General features: G+C 43.4%; 19 protein-coding genes. 6 read left to right on the top strand and 13 right to left on the bottom strand.

Annotated features, from left to right (window positions below; all coding sequences use genetic code 11):
- Positions 1–10: 10 nt before the first annotated feature.
- Positions 11–1,555: a basic secretory protein-like protein gene (locus EXT48_RS03750; protein WP_130163609.1), complete on the bottom strand. Its 1,545-nt coding sequence runs from the start codon at positions 1,553–1,555 to the stop codon at positions 11–13.
- A 249-nt stretch (positions 1,556–1,804) separates the two neighbouring features.
- Positions 1,805–2,812: an alpha/beta fold hydrolase gene (locus tag EXT48_RS03755; RefSeq protein WP_130163610.1), complete on the bottom strand. Its 1,008-nt coding sequence runs from the start codon at positions 2,810–2,812 to the stop codon at positions 1,805–1,807.
- 212 nt (positions 2,813–3,024) lie between these two features.
- On the opposite strand from EXT48_RS03755, the gene EXT48_RS03760 reads away from it, so the two are divergent.
- On the top strand, positions 3,025–3,207 hold the full coding sequence (locus tag EXT48_RS03760; protein WP_010606219.1) for an alternative ribosome-rescue factor A: 183 nt from the start codon (positions 3,025–3,027) through the stop codon (positions 3,205–3,207).
- Positions 3,208–3,210: 3 nt separating this feature from the next.
- On the opposite strand, the gene EXT48_RS03765 is transcribed toward EXT48_RS03760, so the two are convergent.
- The 6 genes from EXT48_RS03765 to EXT48_RS03790 form a co-directional block, all read right to left on the bottom strand.
- Positions 3,211–4,785 (bottom strand): diguanylate cyclase, encoded by a 1,575-nt coding sequence (locus tag EXT48_RS03765; protein ID WP_130163611.1) that lies wholly within the window; start codon positions 4,783–4,785, stop codon positions 3,211–3,213.
- Between the two features lie 87 nt (positions 4,786–4,872).
- The gene (locus EXT48_RS03770; RefSeq protein WP_276320162.1) at positions 4,873–5,085 is read right to left on the bottom strand and encodes an MAPEG family protein; all 213 of its coding nucleotides are present in this window, start codon (positions 5,083–5,085) and stop codon (positions 4,873–4,875) included.
- A gap of 88 nt (positions 5,086–5,173) precedes the next feature.
- Complete coding sequence (locus tag EXT48_RS03775; RefSeq protein ID WP_130163612.1) at positions 5,174–5,461, bottom strand: hypothetical protein; 288 nt, start codon at positions 5,459–5,461, stop codon at positions 5,174–5,176.
- A gap of 310 nt (positions 5,462–5,771) precedes the next feature.
- A complete protein-coding gene (locus EXT48_RS03780; RefSeq protein WP_130163613.1) occupies positions 5,772–6,326 on the bottom strand; it encodes a hypothetical protein in 555 nt (184 codons plus the stop codon).
- Between the two features lie 117 nt (positions 6,327–6,443).
- Positions 6,444–7,178, bottom strand: a complete 735-nt coding sequence (locus tag EXT48_RS03785; RefSeq protein WP_130125926.1) for a YafY family protein — start codon at positions 7,176–7,178, stop codon at positions 6,444–6,446.
- Positions 7,179–7,373: 195 nt separating this feature from the next.
- Complete coding sequence (locus EXT48_RS03790) at positions 7,374–7,691, bottom strand: hypothetical protein (RefSeq protein WP_010375910.1); 318 nt, start codon at positions 7,689–7,691, stop codon at positions 7,374–7,376.
- Between the two features lie 481 nt (positions 7,692–8,172).
- Here EXT48_RS03790 and EXT48_RS03805 point away from each other — a divergent pair, with 481 nt between their 5' ends.
- Both EXT48_RS03805 and EXT48_RS03810 read left to right on the top strand, forming a co-directional pair.
- Entirely contained in the window at positions 8,173–9,183 is a 1,011-nt protein-coding gene (locus EXT48_RS03805) for a hypothetical protein (RefSeq protein WP_130163615.1), read from the top strand.
- Between the two features lie 132 nt (positions 9,184–9,315).
- Positions 9,316–9,702 (top strand): MmcQ/YjbR family DNA-binding protein, encoded by a 387-nt coding sequence (locus EXT48_RS03810; protein ID WP_130163616.1) that lies wholly within the window; start codon positions 9,316–9,318, stop codon positions 9,700–9,702.
- On the opposite strand, the gene EXT48_RS03815 is transcribed toward EXT48_RS03810, so the two are convergent.
- Positions 9,680–10,543 (bottom strand): LysR family transcriptional regulator, encoded by an 864-nt coding sequence (locus EXT48_RS03815; protein WP_130163617.1) that lies wholly within the window; start codon positions 10,541–10,543, stop codon positions 9,680–9,682. The genes EXT48_RS03810 and EXT48_RS03815 overlap by 23 nt on opposite strands.
- Positions 10,544–10,735: 192 nt before the next feature.
- Between EXT48_RS03815 and EXT48_RS03820 the strand changes: the two genes are divergently transcribed.
- Positions 10,736–11,119 carry a rhodanese-like domain-containing protein gene (locus tag EXT48_RS03820; RefSeq protein ID WP_130163618.1) on the top strand — a complete coding sequence of 128 codons (384 nt, stop codon included), beginning with the start codon at positions 10,736–10,738 and terminating at the stop codon, positions 11,117–11,119.
- Positions 11,120–11,223: 104 nt separating this feature from the next.
- Entirely contained in the window at positions 11,224–12,669 is a 1,446-nt protein-coding gene (locus EXT48_RS03825; protein ID WP_130163619.1) for a serine hydrolase, read from the top strand.
- On the opposite strand, the gene EXT48_RS03830 is transcribed toward EXT48_RS03825, so the two are convergent.
- Both EXT48_RS03830 and EXT48_RS03835 read right to left on the bottom strand, forming a co-directional pair.
- On the bottom strand, positions 12,623–14,830 hold the full coding sequence (locus EXT48_RS03830) for a tetratricopeptide repeat protein (protein ID WP_240703343.1): 2,208 nt from the start codon (positions 14,828–14,830) through the stop codon (positions 12,623–12,625). The two genes, EXT48_RS03825 and EXT48_RS03830, sit on opposite strands and share 47 nt — an antisense overlap.
- A 96-nt stretch (positions 14,831–14,926) precedes the next feature.
- Positions 14,927–15,517, bottom strand: coding sequence for an ACP phosphodiesterase (locus EXT48_RS03835; protein ID WP_130163620.1), 591 nt, complete (start codon positions 15,515–15,517; stop codon positions 14,927–14,929).
- Positions 15,518–15,672: 155 nt separating this feature from the next.
- Between EXT48_RS03835 and EXT48_RS03840 the strand changes: the two genes are divergently transcribed.
- Complete coding sequence (locus EXT48_RS03840; RefSeq protein WP_130163714.1) at positions 15,673–16,254, top strand: YqaA family protein; 582 nt, start codon at positions 15,673–15,675, stop codon at positions 16,252–16,254.
- Here EXT48_RS03840 and EXT48_RS03845 read toward each other — a convergent pair.
- Together EXT48_RS03845 and EXT48_RS03850 are read right to left on the bottom strand one after the other, a co-directional pair.
- Positions 16,251–17,309, bottom strand: coding sequence for a hypothetical protein (locus EXT48_RS03845; RefSeq protein ID WP_130163621.1), 1,059 nt, complete (start codon positions 17,307–17,309; stop codon positions 16,251–16,253). The genes EXT48_RS03840 and EXT48_RS03845 overlap by 4 nt on opposite strands.
- Positions 17,310–17,373: 64 nt before the next feature.
- Positions 17,374–18,858, bottom strand: a complete 1,485-nt coding sequence (locus tag EXT48_RS03850; RefSeq protein ID WP_130163622.1) for a sulfotransferase — start codon at positions 18,856–18,858, stop codon at positions 17,374–17,376.
- Between the last annotated feature and the right edge of the window lie 7 nt (positions 18,859–18,865).

Raw genomic sequence — 18,865 nt, forward strand, 5'->3', positions numbered from 1 at the left:
GATTTAAAAATTAATACTCCAGTTGTCCGCCATTTTGGATAAAGGCGACATATTCGTTCCAAACATCTTCAACACTTCGGCCCAAGATATGTTGAAATGCAGCATCAAATGACCAGGTATAATTACCCATATCTTTCGCCGCTTTATTAAACTTGTAGATAAACTCAGAGTCGTGCTGTTGTTTGACGTAATGTAAGAAAAATCCAGTTGTGGTGTAGCCACTAAGCCAGCGTTTAGCGTTGATGATATCTGGTGAGCGTGACTTATGAAAACCAGCACCGATCCGCACGGCATCAGCTAGACCTTCGGTGTATGCCCAGTTTGCCTTGCCATCACCATAGCTGTCATGAGTCAGCGGCGAGTTATTGTAACCATGGGTGACTTCGTGGAATAAAATGCCGTCGATTTCATCACGGATCACGGCATCGTTGTTATTATTATCGCGATAAATACGCTCTAAGTGCGCAGTGCTAACGACGATAGTCATCTCACCCGAACCGTCTTGTCCCATCTTATAGGCAACGAAATCCTTACCCCAATGATCTTTGGCTCTCAACTCAAACTGTAATTTTCTAAAACGCTGGGATTCACTGGCGTCGCGGTATAGCACTTTTGCTACATCTACACAGCGTTCAGCCATGTGTGCAGCTGGGTTTGGAATGATCCGTTTAAATAATGCCGAGCCTTGTGTTTCAGGATTTACATCAACAAAGTTTACTTCCGGACGTTGCCACGTGTCGTTTGGTGGTGTGCTATCGCTACTGACGGCTAATTCATAATTGGCGCTTTGGAAACCGTATACAGAAACATAAACCGGCGCATTTGAGCTTATATCGCAGCGCTCGTTGGAGCTGGCATCATTGATACTTTGGCAGTCATAACTTGCGGTGGTCGGTTGGCTATTTGCTTTTAGGTATAGATCCGCATCACCGCTGCCAGTCAAGGTTGCTGTGATAGGAGCTGAGCTTGTAAATGGCCCAAAATGCGCCCATTGGCCAGGGGTAACGCTACCACTTCGGTTAAATGGCAAGGTTGTACCACCGTTTGCCGGAGCACCGATAAATTCGATTTCTGCAAGCTGTAATAAATTGGCACCTTGCGTTGCGGTGACATTTAAGCGCACAAAGCGGTACGCTTGATTGATACTGACATTGAACTGCTTAGTTTGATGTCTCGAAGCAAAACTTTGATTGTTTTGCGAATCTATAGTGAACCACACTTGACCGTCTTGAGAGCCTTGAAGCGTCCAATTTTTGGGATCTCTTTGTGGCGCATCGTTCGCGGAAGTGAGGGTGTAAGCTGTTAAATTCACCGCTTCGTTAAACGCATAACTTATCCAACCGGAAGCTGAAAAAGTAAGCCACTTGCTGTAGTGGTTATTATCAAATGCGTTGACTTTGCCCTCATAGGGCTGGTTTTCTCCTGAAGCGCTGATAGCAGCGGCATTGGCAGTAGTCAGATCGCTGTTTGCGTGCGCCGAGCTTAAGCCCAGGCTCACTAAAGCGGCTGCTATAAAAGAATGTTGGAATCGCGTTTTAGCTATAATGATGTTCATGTTGACCTCTTTTGTATCGTTCCACTTTTTGTGGGTAGATATCTGTTGATGTTGTATCCATGGCTATTTTTATTTTGGCGTCCAAATTGGTTTGGAACGGTTTAATTGTTGTTGCTTTTATGTACGTTTGTCAAATAGAAATTTACTTTAATTTAACGATAAGGATAGAATTGGTGTTCCTGATTTAGCTTGAATTACGATGCGAAGGCTAGCACTGTCAGGCGTTACAGGGCGTAATGTCAGGGAATGTTATTTATTGTGAAGTGTGTTTTGTTGGGGTGTGTTTGATTGATTTTTCGGGACTTTTTTATTCGCAGTCTCCTGGGTTGCAATTTGTTTGTGTTGTTTCTTTTTCAATCGCTTTCGCTCTGCTTTTGTTACGTGTTTTGCCACCCATTTGGCAATCTTTTGCATGAGCATTGGAGGGAAGTCATGGCCCATCCCATTGACCAGTTTTAGTTTAGATTTGCGAATAGTAGCGGCGGTTTGCTGGCCAGCGGCCGCGGGAAAAATAGGGTCGTCTGTACCATGGATAACAAGTGTAGGCGTTTTGATCTTTGCCAGCGTGTGCTTGCGACATTGGCTTGCGACAATCGCCGCAAGCTGACGCTTAAATCCTTGCGGGTTATGTGCGCGTTCAATACTGTGTTTGGCTTGTTGATGTAGCGTCCATTCGTCTTGAGGGTAGGCGGGACTGCCGATCAGCTGGTTGAGTTTTATATTGTATTGAATGGCAGATTGGTGGCAGTCTGACTTTGGCCGTGCTTTTGCTAGTTGCAGCATGACTTTTACATTTGCTGCGGTAAACTTGGGATATGCTGAGGTTGACATAATTGAGGTCAAACTTACCACTTTCTTTTTATGCTTAGCGGCAACGATTTGTGCAATCATCCCGCCCATAGAAGCACCAACAAGGTGGGCGCGTTTAATCTTAAGTCCTGCCATCAAAGCGACAACATCTTCAGCCATATCTTCTAGGGTATAGGGAACAGAAGCGCGGATGGGAAGCTTTTTACTCAGCATGGTTTTTATCACACTCGGTGAACCAAGATGATCCAAGTGGCTCGATAATCCCGTGTCGCGATTATCAAAACGGATCACCCGAAAACCTTTATTGACTAGCCCAAAGTACAATTCATCTGGCCAAATTGTCATTTGTGCCCCAAGACCCATTATCAAAATAATGACGGGGGCGTGAGGCGCTCCCTCGTCCTGATAATGTATGCTGATCCCGGTTGCAATCTTGATATCGGTCATTGTCGCGAACGTTTAGCTTGACTTGAAAGGGCTGCATTTAAGTATAGAGTGTAGGTATGAACTTAACTTTAAAATAGCAGTCAAAAAAGACGAAAATTTATTGCTAAAAGCCATTGCGCTTTAAAGCATTTAGGTTAATATTCGCGCTTGTTGATGGTCGGAAATTATGCATCAACACTATCAATTTATATGATTCTTATTTGGAGTAAGTCATGACTAAAAAAAGCAAACTTCAGCATGCGCACCAGCGTGGTGAAATTAAAGACAACGCACTAAAAGCGTTGGTAACCAGCCCGTTGTTTAAGGCGAAAGTTGAAAAAAGCAAAAAAGGCAAAGGTAGTTATCAACGTAGCGTAAAGCACAAAGGCCAAGAGCCTTACCTTAAGGCAGCCTAAGCTTTAAGATAAGGTTTTTTGCTGATACATCTGTTTGTCAGCTTGTGCGATTAAATCGCTGATATCTGTTATCGGGTGTTGGGAAAATGCTCGTCCGACACTACCTTGAATTACCACTTTTTGTTTCCCATGGCTAAATTGCAAGGTATTGAGCTGTTGTTGCAGCTGTTGTGCTTTTTCTTCTGCAGACTGTGTGTCGTCAAATAAGCACAGGGCTGCAAACTCATCGCCACCTAGGCGTCCTACAATATCTTGTTTTCTGATACTTGATGACAAAAACGTCGCAACATGGGCAAGCGCCTTATCTCCAGCATCGTGACCAAATTGGTCATTAATCAACTTAAACTTATCTAAGTCAATGTAAAATAATGCCAAAACACCACCACGCTTATTAAATTGCTCGACTAGCACGTTGGCTTGTTTGTACCAGCCTCGACGGTTAAAAATGCCGCACAATTGATCATAATTTGCTTCATTTTCAGCTTGTTGCTTTTGCTGTCTGAGCCGTCCAATGCGTTTAGATACGGCAACGGCAAGCAGTAAAGACTCAATGGCAAACGCAAAAATAAGTGCATAGCGCTGCATAAATGGACTATATCCCACTAACAGCACGCGAAATACCATACCAACTAATACTAGGCTCAGTGCCGCAAAAACCAAACTTGCTTCGCCAATTTTGCGCTTGGTTTGAAGAGCAGATAGCACAAAGATAGTGGCGACAATAACGAGGGTTATATAGGCCATAATTTGGCTTAATAAGTAGGACAATTGTGCTTGTTGAGTGGGAATTTTAAGTATGCTCAGGAGCATCACGATACCCGCGGCACTTTTAAGTACCAACACGAGTTTTGGCCACTGTTTGTCAACAAGTAGGATACTCAACATAAACCAGGTTGCCGAAACCACAGTGAGACCAATACTAAGTAAATATGCGTGTTTGAGTAATGGTTTATACTGAGATGAAACAAAAAGATTTAATTGTCCTTCTTGGAATAATACAAATCCACAAAGGCAGAAGATATAAGCGCCGTAGAGTCTAAATATAGGATCATTGAGGCGACTACCCATGATCAATACATAGCAAATCAAGGTAAAGCAAAGGCCATAAAATGCGCCCATGACTAGGCTGCTTTTTTGACTTTCCCAAATAAATTTCCCCATGCTCATCAGCCTAAATCTTGGCGTATGAATTTGCATAGAATCTAAGCTTAAGGTTGCTGTGTACCTACCTTTTGGAATGATAAATGCGGGCTGTGAGAACTTAACTGGCGACGGGGCGTTGACTCGCCACTGATAGTGATTAAGGCCAACATCTACAAATGAAATAACGCTGTCCTCATTTAAATTGCAGGCTATAGAGACGGTGTTGTTGCCGCGCTCAATTTTGCTATAAGACGTGGTATTGATAGCAAGCGAAATCGAGTTGCCGTGAGCAATCGTGAGCGAGCAATTGTCATCAAGCGCAAAAATTGAGGAGCTAAACAAAAATACGGCGCCGTAAATAACAGCGAGTAGGAGCGTAAGCTTCCCACTAAAGTTGCTGTATATTTTGACGTCATTCAACCTAGACTGCAGCACAACGAAAACCTAAGGTTATTGTTGTAGTTAATGTAACAAACTTGTGCGTAACTTAGCCAGTGTAAAAACCCTTTGACCAGAGACTTTTTACACCCTATCGAACAAGAAGCTAAACCAGGCAAAAAACAAGCAAAAGCTACTTAACCCAAATGCTAGGGTTCTTAATCGTAAGTTACTGCCCAGTACGTGCTCGTAGCTGTGCCAATATCGTGCTGCGACAAACACGGTGCAGAGTACAAACCAAAATTGTCCCGTCATTTGCTCAACATGCAAAAGTATCAGTAATGCAATAAATAACACCGGCTGTTATCGCTATAGTCAACTGCAAAATATGAGTACTACAGGAAACCAAACTATGGCAATACTAACTTGGACATGTGTTATATGTTTACTCGTAAAGTTTCTCTGTTGCTTCTTTAAGTCCTGAGTGGGGTAAAAATTGATCTGTGATTGTTAGAATTGAGTGCAGGTTATTTTTTAATTTATCAAGCTCTATGTTACCTGGCTTAATAGCCGTTTGTAATAGATGAATAGCCATATCAGCTAATAGAATACGCTGTTTTTCTAGCCATTCTTCATCGCCTTTGGTAGCGGGATTGCCAAGGTAGCTATTTTCTACCAAACGATGCAAATCCCAGCTAGTTTTGATTAACTTATTCCTTTCAATATCATTCACTGCCGACCTTCCGAAATATAGATATAATGACTTCCACACCGTGCTAGCCTTCTTTTTTTCGTGGGTTCGCTTTATATAAAGCAGAGCCATAATTAATTTGTTAAATAACTAAACAGCTGAGGCTAGCATGAACAAACATAACATATTTTATATGTGAACTAATACGCATAAAGCATTTAATGAAGTAGCCATATTTTGCTCAAAACCGCCTGCCAGTTAAAGTCCATACCAATTTGTCTAAATAGTAAGAGCAGCGATGAGCAAATACAGTTGGAGGAATATTTTCCTCCATTCAATCAGTTCAACTTGCTTAGCTTGACGCGAGGCAACGGGCACTTGGGGTTTCACCGGGTTCGATGATATTAATATTGACCTCTTTTAAGTCACCGATTATGGGTTTTAACGCCTTATCAAAACGATTTGCTGCGGCTTCGATTTTTTCGGCATAGTCGTCAATGGCATCAAAATTGGCGGCGTGACTTTCAATTACTGCCTCAATCTGCTTGGCCTTTTCTTCTTGTTTAGCCAGTAGTGCTTTATTGATCACAAGCCGATCGTCGTCTTCTTGTATGGCCTCTTTACTAATGGCTTCCATTTCTTTGCTGAGCAGTGCGAGCTTGTCTTCAATATCTTTCATTGGTAACTCAGAAGCTGACATATCAAGCTCTGCCGCTTTGAGTGCTTTGTATGCGGCCACCTGTTCGGCGTCCATGGTGTGTGTGATTATTGGGTTACAGTCTTGGTAAGCGATAAGCTGGTAGCTACCTTGCGTTTGCGGCTCGGTTGGATTGGCATTGGAGTAGCCAACGCAGGCACTCAAAGCCAGTGTTACCGAAATTATGAATATTGATTTTGTGGTTTTCATAAGCACCTCGAAGGAATAAGTCTGATTCACAAAATTAGTCGCGGTGCAGTTTGAAAAGGTTGGTTTTAGATGCGCAAGTATTAGTAACAAAATATGAATCGGGCAGTGAGCTTAGAATTAGTTGCTACTTTTATCAGGCGCTTGGCATTGGTATTGTGCAATTTCTTCGGCGTATTTGGCTTTAACTAACTCAACATAATGATTGAGGTTTTTATCAGGACGTACGGTAAAGGTCAGCTCACTTTTATGTATCGCGGTGATACGGTCCAAGCGAAATTCACGGTAATCACTGCGGAGCTGACAAAATGCGACCAGCGTCCACTTTCCACCCCAATAAACCAATCCGAGTGGCTCGATAATACGCTGGGTTTGTTGCTTTGCAACGTCTTGATATTCAAGTTGTACACACTGCTTAGCCGCAATGGCGAGCCTAAGTGTAGCGCTAAAGGATTGTTGTTGTGGTCCGTGCTTAAAACTCGAGACCAAATAAGGGGAGTGGTCATGCTGTTGTTTGAGGTGAGCGGGTAGCACGGCCTCTATTTTGGCAATGGCCGCTTTTGCATGCGCGCTAAGTTCGGGATCCGTCCATGCTCCAACCATTTTACTACCAAGTAACAATGCGGTGAGTTCATCATAGCTAAACATCATAGGGGGCAGTGGGTAGTCACCAATGATATAGCCGACACCTGCTTCCCCCTCAATTGGCACGCCAGAACTTTGTAAGTCCTGAATATCGCGATAAATCGTACGCTCAGATACCGTAAAGTGATCGGCCAATGATTTAGCGGTAACCGCTAATCGTCGACCCTTGAGCAGATCCACTAACTGAAAGAGACGTTCTGATTTATGCACGAGTTTTCCTTGTTATACCAGTTGTATTAAGTAAATGATCTATCTTGAAGCGGGGAAATGGCTTTAGTAGCAAGGCAAAAATTTTGCTATTTAGTTGTTCTAAATGAGAAATTTTTAACGAAGCTAATATGCTATTTCACCCTTCAAATTGATTAGAGAATTAATTCAATTGGTATTATTCAAATCTCAGATTAATTAACCGCTACATGGGGTTTGAGAGAGTACATTACTGTGACTAATGGTGACACTCTCGCTGTCTATGTATTGCGTTAATCTTTGGCATACTTCGGTTGTTGGGAATTGCGCCGAAACCGCTTTAGCATGCTCCATCGATTGCCAATAAATAATATCTAAATACTCGCCAGTCTGACTGTCTTTAGTCAACGAACGATATAGTAACCCAGGTTGCTGTTCAACCCACTCGGTAAATGCTGGGTTTACACCCATAATGTCACTCTCTGTAGCACCAAGAGCCAATTTAAATTTTACAATCTCTACGACATTTTGTTGCATGGTCTTTCTCCTTTTTGAGTTCAAAAAGAGTAAACCACGATGTTGTGTCAGGGAGTGTCAGTAGTGTTTAAATATACAGTGCATTTTATATCGAGGGCCTGTTTATCTTTCAAGTTTGTTTTTGCAGCAGCTTGATTGGTATTTATACAAGGCAGAGTCTGCGTAGCATAGTTGTTCTATGTAAGTCAGGCGATAAAGACTTTGTGCTCCTGCAAAGTCACCTTACCCCACATCCTTGTGGGGCAACACAGAAGAAATGCCAATCAAGCACTGCCCTTTGGGTTCACCTGAGTGCGCTTTGTTCATTGTTGCTCAACTTTTGCCTAGATTACTAGGCGGCAAGTCGAGCGTCGCAACCAAAACACACTCAGGAGAACAAAAGTCAAACAGCAAAGATCAACAGGCCCTGGCAAAACAAAGGATCTGTATTAGGATTTAGGGTACTGCAATTGGCAGGATTAACCGTGTAAAGGATAAGGAAATGAAATTAAGTACAAGCATATTTGCAACCTGTTTAGTTGCATCCGCTATCTGCGCTTCCCATGTTTTTGCAAAGGACATAAATGACAGCGATGTCAAAAGGCTGCATGTCTTGGCAAAGCAAGTCGCATCACAAAGTATCAGTGGGTCGTATACTTTTGCTATCAACTGTCATACTAACCCCAGCTTACTGAAACGTGCAGTTGAGCAAGTAAGTTGGCCTGTCGATGAAATTACCTATGCTATTCAAGGGCAATGTCAGGGCCCAATTAAGATCACGAGACCAGGTATCACCATTTCGGGGTCTGATAATACTCAAGATGTTATCTCTGCGGCGTTAAGCGGCGTGCAGCCGACCGTATTAGTGGAGTCTGGTTCGGTTAAGCTCAATAACTTAGGGCTTGTCAGCACCGCTCAGCAAAGTAGCGTAACGGTGACGGCGCAGGGAATGGCAAGATTGGATAATGTCGCGACTCAAGTGCAAGGCACTGAGCCTGAATACCACTATATCGTGACAGATAATAGTAATCTTTACTTAAGTAATCTAAACCAAGCTAAAGTGAAAATAGCAGGGGGGGCTTTTGCTGAATTTGTAGCCGGCAATCAGGCGATGACAGCATATGTGTTTGACACCGCCAATGCTAGAAGTACGCAAGGGAACCAGTTCGACGCAGTACAAGTTGCTGGAAATGGCTACTTTTTAGCAGATGGGCAGTCGCATATAAATCTATTGATGATCTGGAGTAAAGGCGCCGCCGAAATCGACCAGCAAAGTAGTGTTGGCGAACTGATGATGGGCGGCCAAACCTTGTTTGCTGCTTATAGAAACTCGACTTTGTCAGGGCCTTACAGCTTCTTTGGGAACGTGGTTTTTGAGTTGGAGCACTCCTCTGCGACAAATTGGGTAACGCAAGAAAGGCCGCACTCGCTGTTTTCTGGTAATAATGCCGTCGTGAATGGCGAACTATTTCCAAGTTGGAGTTGGCAAGGGCAGGCACCACAACCTGAGTAACCTGAGCTTCAAAACAATGAGTTAGCGTATTTCTTATTCAAACCTCAGGTTGAGTAATTTATGCTACTACGCCGCTTGGTATTATGCTTTACTACTAAGCGGCAACGATTAATCTAAAGGCAGAAGAATAAGATGAACCATCAACAAGTACACGACTACTTGCTTGCAAAACCTTATACCAGCGTAAGTCAAACTTTTGGTGAAGGCGTTGATGTATATAAAGTGAAAGACAAAATGTTCGCGACGTTGGCGCTTGGTAAAATGGGCAAAGAAGATGACGAGCATCCCCATTGGCGCGTAAATCTCAAATGCGATCCTGATGAAGCGCAAGCGCTGCGAGATATTTTTAGTGCGGTGTTACCGGGTTACCACATGAATAAAAAGCTCTGGAACACGGTGGTGCTCGATGGTTCTATTCCAACTGGAGAACTTGAGCGGATGATGGATAACTCATTTCGCCTTGTAGTCGAAAAAATGCCGAAAAAGCAGCAGGGGATTATCCTTGCGCAGCATCAATAGACGCACAAACGACTTGGTACACGGCGTTCACTTTAGGCTCTGTGAGCGCTTGATTTGCCACAACAAAATGTACAGGGAGCGAAAAGTCTAGCAAACTAGACAAGGCAACCTCTGCTCCTTGATCTGCAATGGCGTTGGTTTCAATAAAACTCACGCCGAGCCCTGCCTTAACTAAAGCCAAGCGGGAGCGCTCATCCGCAGCATTAATATTTACCGCGTTTACTTCGCTTAGCTGTTGATCAAGTTGCTTATCAAAAGGGCAGCCTTTTCCCATACGTATCCACGTCATCTGTGCTAATTCGGCTTTATGTGATGGCACAGGCCAAGATGCAGGATAAGCGGTGGTAACTGCAACTTCTGTGAGCGGTACAGCGCTAAAATGTGCAGGTACTTCGCCATAAATAACCCCACCATCAAGTAGGCCATCACTGAGTTTGTCGACGATGACACCACTTGAGAGTAATTCCAGCGAAAAAGAAAGACTTGGAAAGTGCTGGTTGAGGGTTTTTATCAGTGTGCCAAGTTCGCTCGAGGTGCCGATAGGGTGGTTCAAGCCAAGTCTGAACTCGCCTGTGAGCAGTGTTTTGGCTTGCGCTGCGGTATGCATTAAATCATTTGCACTTGCAAGCGTTAACTTAGCTTTGTCTAGCAAGATCTTACCTTGTTCTGTGAGCTGCATCCCTTTACTAGAACGGTGAAACAACACGGTATTGAGTTCTTCCTCAAGCGTTTTGATATGGGCGCTGATAGCAGGTGGTGTGGTGTACAGTCGTTTCGCTGCTGCTGTTAGATTTTGGGCCTCTGCAACCGCAACAAACGACCTTAAATGGTAAAACTCCATTGCACTAAACTCAATTACGTATTGAATACCACCAGTTTAAATTAGCTTGCTGCGATTGCCTATTCTGAAATGATGAACATCGCCTTCAAAAAATATGAATTCATTAACGCCAGTCGAGTGCGTAACGTAGTTGACCTCGGGTGAGGTTAAATATTTATCCGCAGCTCAGGTTATTTAAATAGGAGTTAAAAGATGAAAGTAGAAGTATCACAGTATTTTGCAATGAAGCTGGCTTGCGAAACGGATTGTGCTGATGTTTATCAGGCGATGTTAACGGGGCAGCAGGATTTTGTGCTATTTGATGTCAGGTCGAATGAAGCCTTTGCCAAAAGTCATGCTCAAGGCGCAGTCAATATGCCAAGCGCAGACATAAGTGAACTGACGATGACTAAGTATGACAAGGTTACGCCAATCGTGGTTTATTGTTGGGGTCCTGGGTGTAATGGCGCAACAAAGGCCGCCTATAAGCTCGCAAAAATGGGCTATCAAGTAAAAGAGATGATAGGTGGTATTCATTACTGGGAGGATTTCGAGCGTTACCCCGTTAATCGCCGAGTGTCTCAGGCACAAAGTTGATGTAGGTGCATTTTTCTTCATCTCATGATTATACTGTTATTCATTCACGGCACATTTATCAGTGTGTAAAGTGAGTGAATAACGATAATAACAAGGGAAATATCATGTCGAAACTATTGTACTGCGCCATATTTTGCTCGTCTTTGCTAAGTCAGACATCCTTCGCCACTGACTCGGCTCAACATCAAGTTGAACAAGTTGCTCATAACCTCTTACCTAAAGTGCAGTTAGAAGGCCAAAAATACCAACCTGTAGATTTGCAGACGCGTCTTCAAGAAACGCATTTGCCGGGCTTAAGCCTTGCCGTGATCAAAGATGGTAAAGTGGTGTGGGCTGAGGGTTTTGGCATTGCAGATAAAAAGCAAAATCGAAAAGTGACCACTGAAACGCTGTTTCAGGCAGGGTCAATAAGTAAGCCCGTTGCAGCGCTTGCGGTATTAAAGCTAGCACAAGATGGTAAAGTCGATTTAGATGCTGACGTTAATCAATATCTCACCTCTTGGAAAGTACCAACGAACGAATTTACCAAAGCCAATCCTGTTACTTTGAGACAGTTAATGACTCACACCTCGGGGCTCACTCAACATGGTTTTCCGGGCTACGTGCGTGGTAGTAAAATTCCAACCGATGTTGAAGTCTTAATGGGGAAAGGCAATACCGACTTAGTGACGGTTGACACTTTGCCAGGTAAAGCTTGGCGCTATTCTGGCGGTGGTTACACGGTAATGGAATTGCTCGTGGCAGATGTGACAAAAATGCCATTTGAAGAGTATGTCCAACAGGCAATTTTAACTCCGCTAGGGATGCACAACAGTACCTATGCGCAACCACTGCCGAAAACGCTATGGTCAAAAGCCAGTGCTGCGTTTGACGATAAAGGCGAGCAAGTCGAGGGGGACTGGCATGTTTATCCAGAACAAGCCGCTGCTGGTCTTTGGACCACTCCGGTGGATCTTGCTAAATATATTATGGCCGTACAACAAGCGTATGCCGGCAATACCGTGGGGCCCATCACGCCAGAGTTGGCGAAGCAAATGCTTGAAGTTCATCATGACGTATGGGGCTTGGGACCAGAGCTTGAACAGCGTGAGCAAGGACTTATCTTCACCCATGGTGGGAAAAATAAAGGCTTTAGCAACCGTTTTGAAGCATATGTAGAAAAAGGCGAGGGGATGATATTGATGTCCAATGGCGACTCAGCGAGTACCGTATTTGGTGAGCTTCGCATTGCCATCAGCGAACATTACGGCTGGGATTTTCTACGTAGTAAAAAAATAACAGCGATTACATTATCTGAGGCACGCGCAAAGCAATTGGAAGGTCTGTATGCTTATGAGAAAGATCATCAGTTTAAAATGAAAATCACCCGAGATGGTACGCGATTTAACGTCTTAGATATGGCCCGCGATAACCTGATGGCATTCGTTGCCACAGAGGAAGACACCCTGATTGAGCTTGAAGGGGGCGCAGATGTCACCATTGAAACGAATGACAAAGGTGAGATCACTGCGGTGATTTGGCGTGGCCTATATCGTTTTGAGCGGATTTAATCGGAAGCTTCACTTCAACGAGTAGCCCGCCAAGCGGGCTATGATTGGCGTTGATAGAACCATGATGCGCCAACACAATATGTTTGCTAATCGCAAGTCCAAGCCCCGAGCCGCCAAGATCCCGGCTTCTGGAGTGTTCACAGCGATAAAGTCGTTCAAAAATTTTATCTAGCTCCAAGGTTGCTACTCCTGGGCTTGAATCTTCCACTGTGATAATGGCATATGAGTCGACTAAGCGTGTATGTATTAGACTGGTTCCTGCTGCATCAGTGTAAAAATGACTGTTCCGTAAAAGGTTCAGGATGACCTGTTTTAGACGCTGTGGGTCGCCTTCTACTTGCAAGACTTGCTCACTTAAATTACAGCGCAGAGATTGCTGCTTTTTCGCAAAAACAGGCGTGAGTTCAGAGCAGCAATCCTTAACAAGGGTATTAATATCAAGTGGCCTGATCTCTAACGACATCACATTATTGTCAAACTGAGCGGACTGATAAATGTCCGAGATTAAGGTATCTAGTTGGTTGATTTTACTGTTCACTTTTTTATAGGCGACATCAATATCAGGCTCGATATTAAATTGCATCGCCTCAATTGTCAGTTTTAGTCCGGTTAACGGGGTACGCAACTCGTGAGAAATATCGGCGAGCAATTGGTTTTTTTGCTCTAAAGCTCGCGCGGCCATGTGCTGTTCTAAGGCTTCTAGTTTTTGTTTCTGGCGTTGTCTTAAAAAATATATGGCAAGCCCTGCGAGCAGCAACAGCGCAGAGGCGATGGCCAAGCCTCGCTGCAACTTTAGGTTTTCTAAATTTGCTTGTTGCAGAGACTGCTCTTTTTGTAACAGGCTAAGTGCTTGTTCCTTTTTCACAAGTTCTATGTTTAATGCCATTTTGTACGCTTTGTTTTTATCGCTAACCTTCTTTAGTTCAGTTTGTGCTTGCTGATATTGTTTTAATTGAGCAAGTGCGGCTTCAAATGCGCCTGCTTGTTGATAAATTGCGGCCAGCTGTTTGTGAATATCGCTTTGCGTTTGAGTGCCAAGCTGAGGTTGCTTTAGTAATAGTTCAAGCTGTTCTTTGGCGTCTTCACTTTTATCTTGAGCCAAATAGACATTAGCAAGTGCCAGCCTAACGGTGCGCTCTGTTCGGTTGGCACCGGATTTTATCGCAAGCGTAAGCGCTTCATTTGCACTATTTAAGGCTTCATTCACATCACCTTGAGCTAGTTGGACATTGACTAAATTACTTAATTGCCAAGCCGTGTCGCTGTCAGCCTCCATTTTTTTTGTTAGGGCAAGGCCGTTTAGAATAAACACCTGAGCTTGCTTATACTCTCCCTGTTGATATAAAACTTGGCCAATCTTACCGTAACTGTTGGCGATATGACGCGGATTACCTAATAGCTTATCAACCCTGAGCGCCTGCTCAAAATGTGATAGTGCAAGAGGAAATTCTTCTAAATCACGGTAGAGTTCGCCGATGTTGTACAGTGAGTTGGAGATCCCTTGCTGGTTATTGCGTTTGCGCTGAAGCATAAGAGATTGTTCATGATAGCTGATAGCTTGTTCAATTTGGCCCATGTAATCGTAAACAATGCCAATTTGGTTATAGAAACTTGCGAGTCGCGGAACATCATTAATGCGTTTTGCAATTTGGATGGCCTGCTCAGCATGATTTAGCGCGCTACGGTAGTTTGCCCGAAAGCGGTTAATATGAGCAAGGCGATCATGAATATCTGCAATTAACCGCTCATCGGCTTGAGAGGTGGTGTTGAGTGCCAGCTCAAGCTTTTCTTCTGCCTCTGTCGCACGATTTTGACTAAGTAGCACCGTGGCGTGGCTCAATAGCAATTTACTCTTGGCATCAGGGTCTGCCACTTTATCTAACACCTGATTGAGCTCATCTATCGCCTGATAAGCAGTTTCATAATGGCCAAGCAAAGAGTGGGCTTCAATCTTCATTAGGCTGAGTTTAAACCAAGCTGCTGAAAGATAAGTTGGAGTCGTGTTTTTGTTTAGGAGTGTGTCAATTTCTTCAAGCGCAACAGATGGGTTATCGGTTAACAGCTGCTTTAACGTTTCAAGTGTGGGTAACAGTGCACTAGCATGGCTGGAAAACGGAGTTAAAAGTAAAAATAGCGTAAATAGTGCTTGGACAAAAAGCAACCTAACTCTGTTTAACACTGCAAAAAACCCCATTACCAACAAATATCTCTGCATTATAGTTGATAACCATAGAGCAAATATAGAGGAGTATTTACTCTAAATTTCAGATTCTATGAGTTGTTGTTGCATGTGAGCAATTAATTGTGGAAAAAAGACATTAAATCCTGACTCTAGTTGTTGATAGTGCTTTGTAATATCCCTTTCACTGCCAGCAAATTGGTTTTGAAAACGAATACGTTTAGCGATGTTATCGAGCGCATGGCCCACACCGGCCACGGATTCATAGGTGGCAAACCAATCATTTTGTGTCATTGCGCTAACGACTCGTTGCATGTGTACGGGCATGATGTGCAAGTTATCGTGAAGCAGGGAAAAGCTCTGACGCTTAAAGTCGTCAAGCGAGGTGCTGTGATATTGCTGCCAGTGTTTAATCAAAAAGTGGTCATATAACACATCCAGTGCAATGCCTGCAAAACGGCGACGCGTGGGCGAAAAAAGTTGTTTAGCAGATTTTGTAATCGAGTGGCTATCGGTAAATTTATCGACTTGCCTATGTGTTTGTAGACCAAGTTGCACAGGTTTAGGTAGTGCTTGTATATTCACGCCTTTTTGAAAGTCACCGAGCAAGTTGCCAAAGTGCGATGCGGCAGTCGGTTTGGCAAAGTACAAATGCGCCAAATAATTCACAGAAACATCCCCCAATAATTCACTCTAAAACAGGGTATCGCATTTGTCCGCACATACAAATACCCGCATATATAAAGCACTGCTTAATTCAGGAAGGAGAAACTTAGCTTAGGCTATGCTTGTCTCCATTACTGGAAAAATCAGGGGGAAGTGTGATGGCGTTAACGGCTGAATTGAAGCAGAAGACCAAGCGATTAGTGGAATCAAAAAATATGCTCAAAGGGATCACGGTTGCCTCTTTTTTAGAGTCAACCATCGTGCCTATTCCGCTTGAAGCTGTGATGGTGCCGCTTATGCAAGCAAGGCGAGAAAAGCTATGGCTAATTGCGTTAATGGCGACGGTTGGGTGTGTGATTGGTGCCTTATTTGGTTATGCGTTGGGTTACTATTTATTTGATGCAGTGGGGGATTCCGTTATTGAGCTGCTGTCGAGTCAGTCTCAGTTTGAGCAAGTGAAAGCGCAGATGCAAAGTCAGGGGTTTTGGTTTGTGTTGACCTTAGGTATTGCGCCAGTACCTTTTCAGATTGCCATGTTAGCAGCAGGCGCCACAAAATTTTCACTATTACAATTTCTAATTGCAACCTGTATTGCCCGTTCACTACGTTATTTTGGCTTGGCGGCGGTCGTTTACTTTGCTGGTGATCAGGCCGAAAAGCTAATTAAAAAACATAAAATAAAAGCCGTTATTCTCACAACGGCCATTGTGCTGCTCGCATGGTGGATAGCTAGTCGCTAGTATTTTCTATACAAAAACTTTGATTCATTTTGTGAGCGTGCAAAAGCGAGTAAATCATCGCTCAGTGTTAGTGGCTCTGACACTAATGTTTGATACTGTTGATAAAAATTATGAGGGGCTCCGGCGTGCTCAAATAAAGTGAGCGCTGCTTCCCCCTTGCGTACATACTCTCTGTAATCTTTGGGTTTATTCAGTAATTGAATATAGGCAAGATAAAAAGGCTCAAATTCAGCATGTCTTTCAGAACCTGCCTGCTTTAGCATGAGATCAATATTGTACAACAGCTCGCTTTGATGCTGCATCGTCTCAATTAACTTGTTTTGATCTTGGCGGATCATTGAGGCTACTACTCGTTCGTCAAAGTTATTAAGTTGTTCGGCCACTGTTTGATAAATCTTTGCAAATTGAGCTTGATGTAAAACACTGAACTGTTGTTGCAAGTGGCGTAAAAAAATAGCTTCCTGTTCAACTAGTAAACCTCGTTGCCGTTTTGCTTCTACTAATACTGCTTGGTAACTTTGAGATTGTCTTTGAATATTTTGCAGTGTTTCAATCTGCTCAGTAATTGTTTTTATCTTAGTATTTATGGCAAGCAGCTTTTGATTGATCTCGATAGTATTCCACTTGCTAGGAGAGTGGTTAAAAAAAGAGGTGAACGATATTTCATTTTTACTTGCTGTCGTGTGCAATTGGACTAATTCATCAATCAATTCAGTCAGTGGGTAATCGATAGATAACGCACGCAGCAATGTATCCGCTTGCAATGAGTTATTAATATCTTTGGATTGTCCAGCTCCTATCTGGGCTGTAACAATGTTGCCGTTGTCATAGGCGCGTTGTGCATCGGATAGCAAAGTGGAGGCATTCAATGTTTCTAGGTATAACGCTCGCCACTTATTATTATCATATTCATTGAGCGACTTGAGCGCGTTAAGTTGGGCATCTAAATTTCGTTGCTGTTGAGCAAGGGTTAATGCTTGCTCTATCTTGGTAATTTCTGATGGCGTGCAGGCCGCTAATGCAGTTAGAAATATAATAGAGAGTAGTTGCTTCATATCGTTATTGTTTTGTATTCCTTTTGTCTAACGTTAGCATCATCACTGCAATGGGGCAATATTCCTATATTGGGTATACATTTCGATATTTGCCCACACTTGCATTGTTCAATGGCTGTCTGATCTGCATTTTGCTGGCTGTCGCTGAGTAATAACCTTGCTTATAAAAGTGAAGTGCATTGTCTTGCCAATCCAACTCGAGAAATTGACAGACTTCCTTCATCACTGCCTGAGGCATTTCTACCAGCGATTCATAATTCACAAACTTAATTTGAGTCGGATGTTGTTGCGCAGCATCTTGCAAAAACGCATATGTATTATCATACATAGCTTGAATATCTTGCATCCGGTATGAGTAGCCATGGAAGGGGCTATTCGTTTGATATAGCTGACGGAAGTTTGCGATACAAGTATCTGTTCTGTCTCGCTTCATCACGACAAATTTTGCGCGTGGAAACGCCTTTGCGAGTAAATCGATAAAGAAAAAATGAAATGGTTGTTTGTCTATAAAACGTTGAGCACCAGTAACGGACTGCGCAGTGAAGAGGCGGTATTGCTCAATGGCGTTAGCTTCTTCATAGGCGTGGCTGATATGTTGAATATTGCTGTTGTAGTCATGAGAAAACCTAAGTGCTTGGGGCAATATATTGGTCTCTCCCAGCGGTTGTAGTGACAATTGCGCTAAGATCTGCTCCATTAAACTGGTGCCTGAGCGTGGTAGCCCAATGATAAATACTGGTGCAAGCGTTTGCTCTGGAGCAAAATCAATAGGCTTGTCTAGAAGTTTGCCGAGTGCTTGAAAATAGCCAGTCATTTGTTTAGATGAATAGGAAATCTCGGCACTTATCGCTTGTTTACTGGCAATAAAGCTTTGCCATGCCTTGGGATAATTTTCCTGCTTTTCGTATTCGAGTGCCAGGGCATGGTAAAGCCGTTGTAATGTAAGTGGAGCAGTTTGCGCTGTTATTTCAGTTGCTAACTGAGCGATGCGAGTCGATGCTAATTCTACAGGAGTCAGCTCTGAGTAGGCTAACTGGCACTTTGCATTACTTGGGTTTGTTTGCACTAAAAAGGCAAGCAGCGTCCGTGCTTGTGCTAATTCACCAGACATCTTTAAATGCATTGCATAGTTGAGCGCGATTTCAGGACAGTGTGGTGAGCGAGTGTAGGCATGGCTAAAATGCCAACCAGCGTCAGTATATTGGTTTAATCTCAGTAAGATATTTGCGAGGGTATCGTGCTCTGACCCTGACAATTGTGTGTTACCTAGCAAATGCAGAATATAGCGCTTTGCCACTAATGGTGCTTGGGTAAAAAGCGCAAGTTTGGCAGCGCTCAATGAGTAAAGTGCGCAGGGAAATAAACTTAGGCACTTGTCGTAAATTTTTAGCGCTTTGCTGAGGTTACCGAGAGCGATATTCAATTCGGCCAATAAGGCGTACGCGTGGTGATCGTTGGCATTGGTATTAATGCGAGCGACTAATGCGTGATGCGCCGCTTGAAATTGACGCTGTTGAATATAGCTTTGGATCTGATTGTATGATGTCATCGCAACG

Source organism: Pseudoalteromonas sp. CO348, from assembly GCF_004208845.1.
In the GTDB taxonomy this organism is placed as follows: Bacteria; Pseudomonadota; Gammaproteobacteria; order Enterobacterales; family Alteromonadaceae; genus Pseudoalteromonas; species Pseudoalteromonas maricaloris.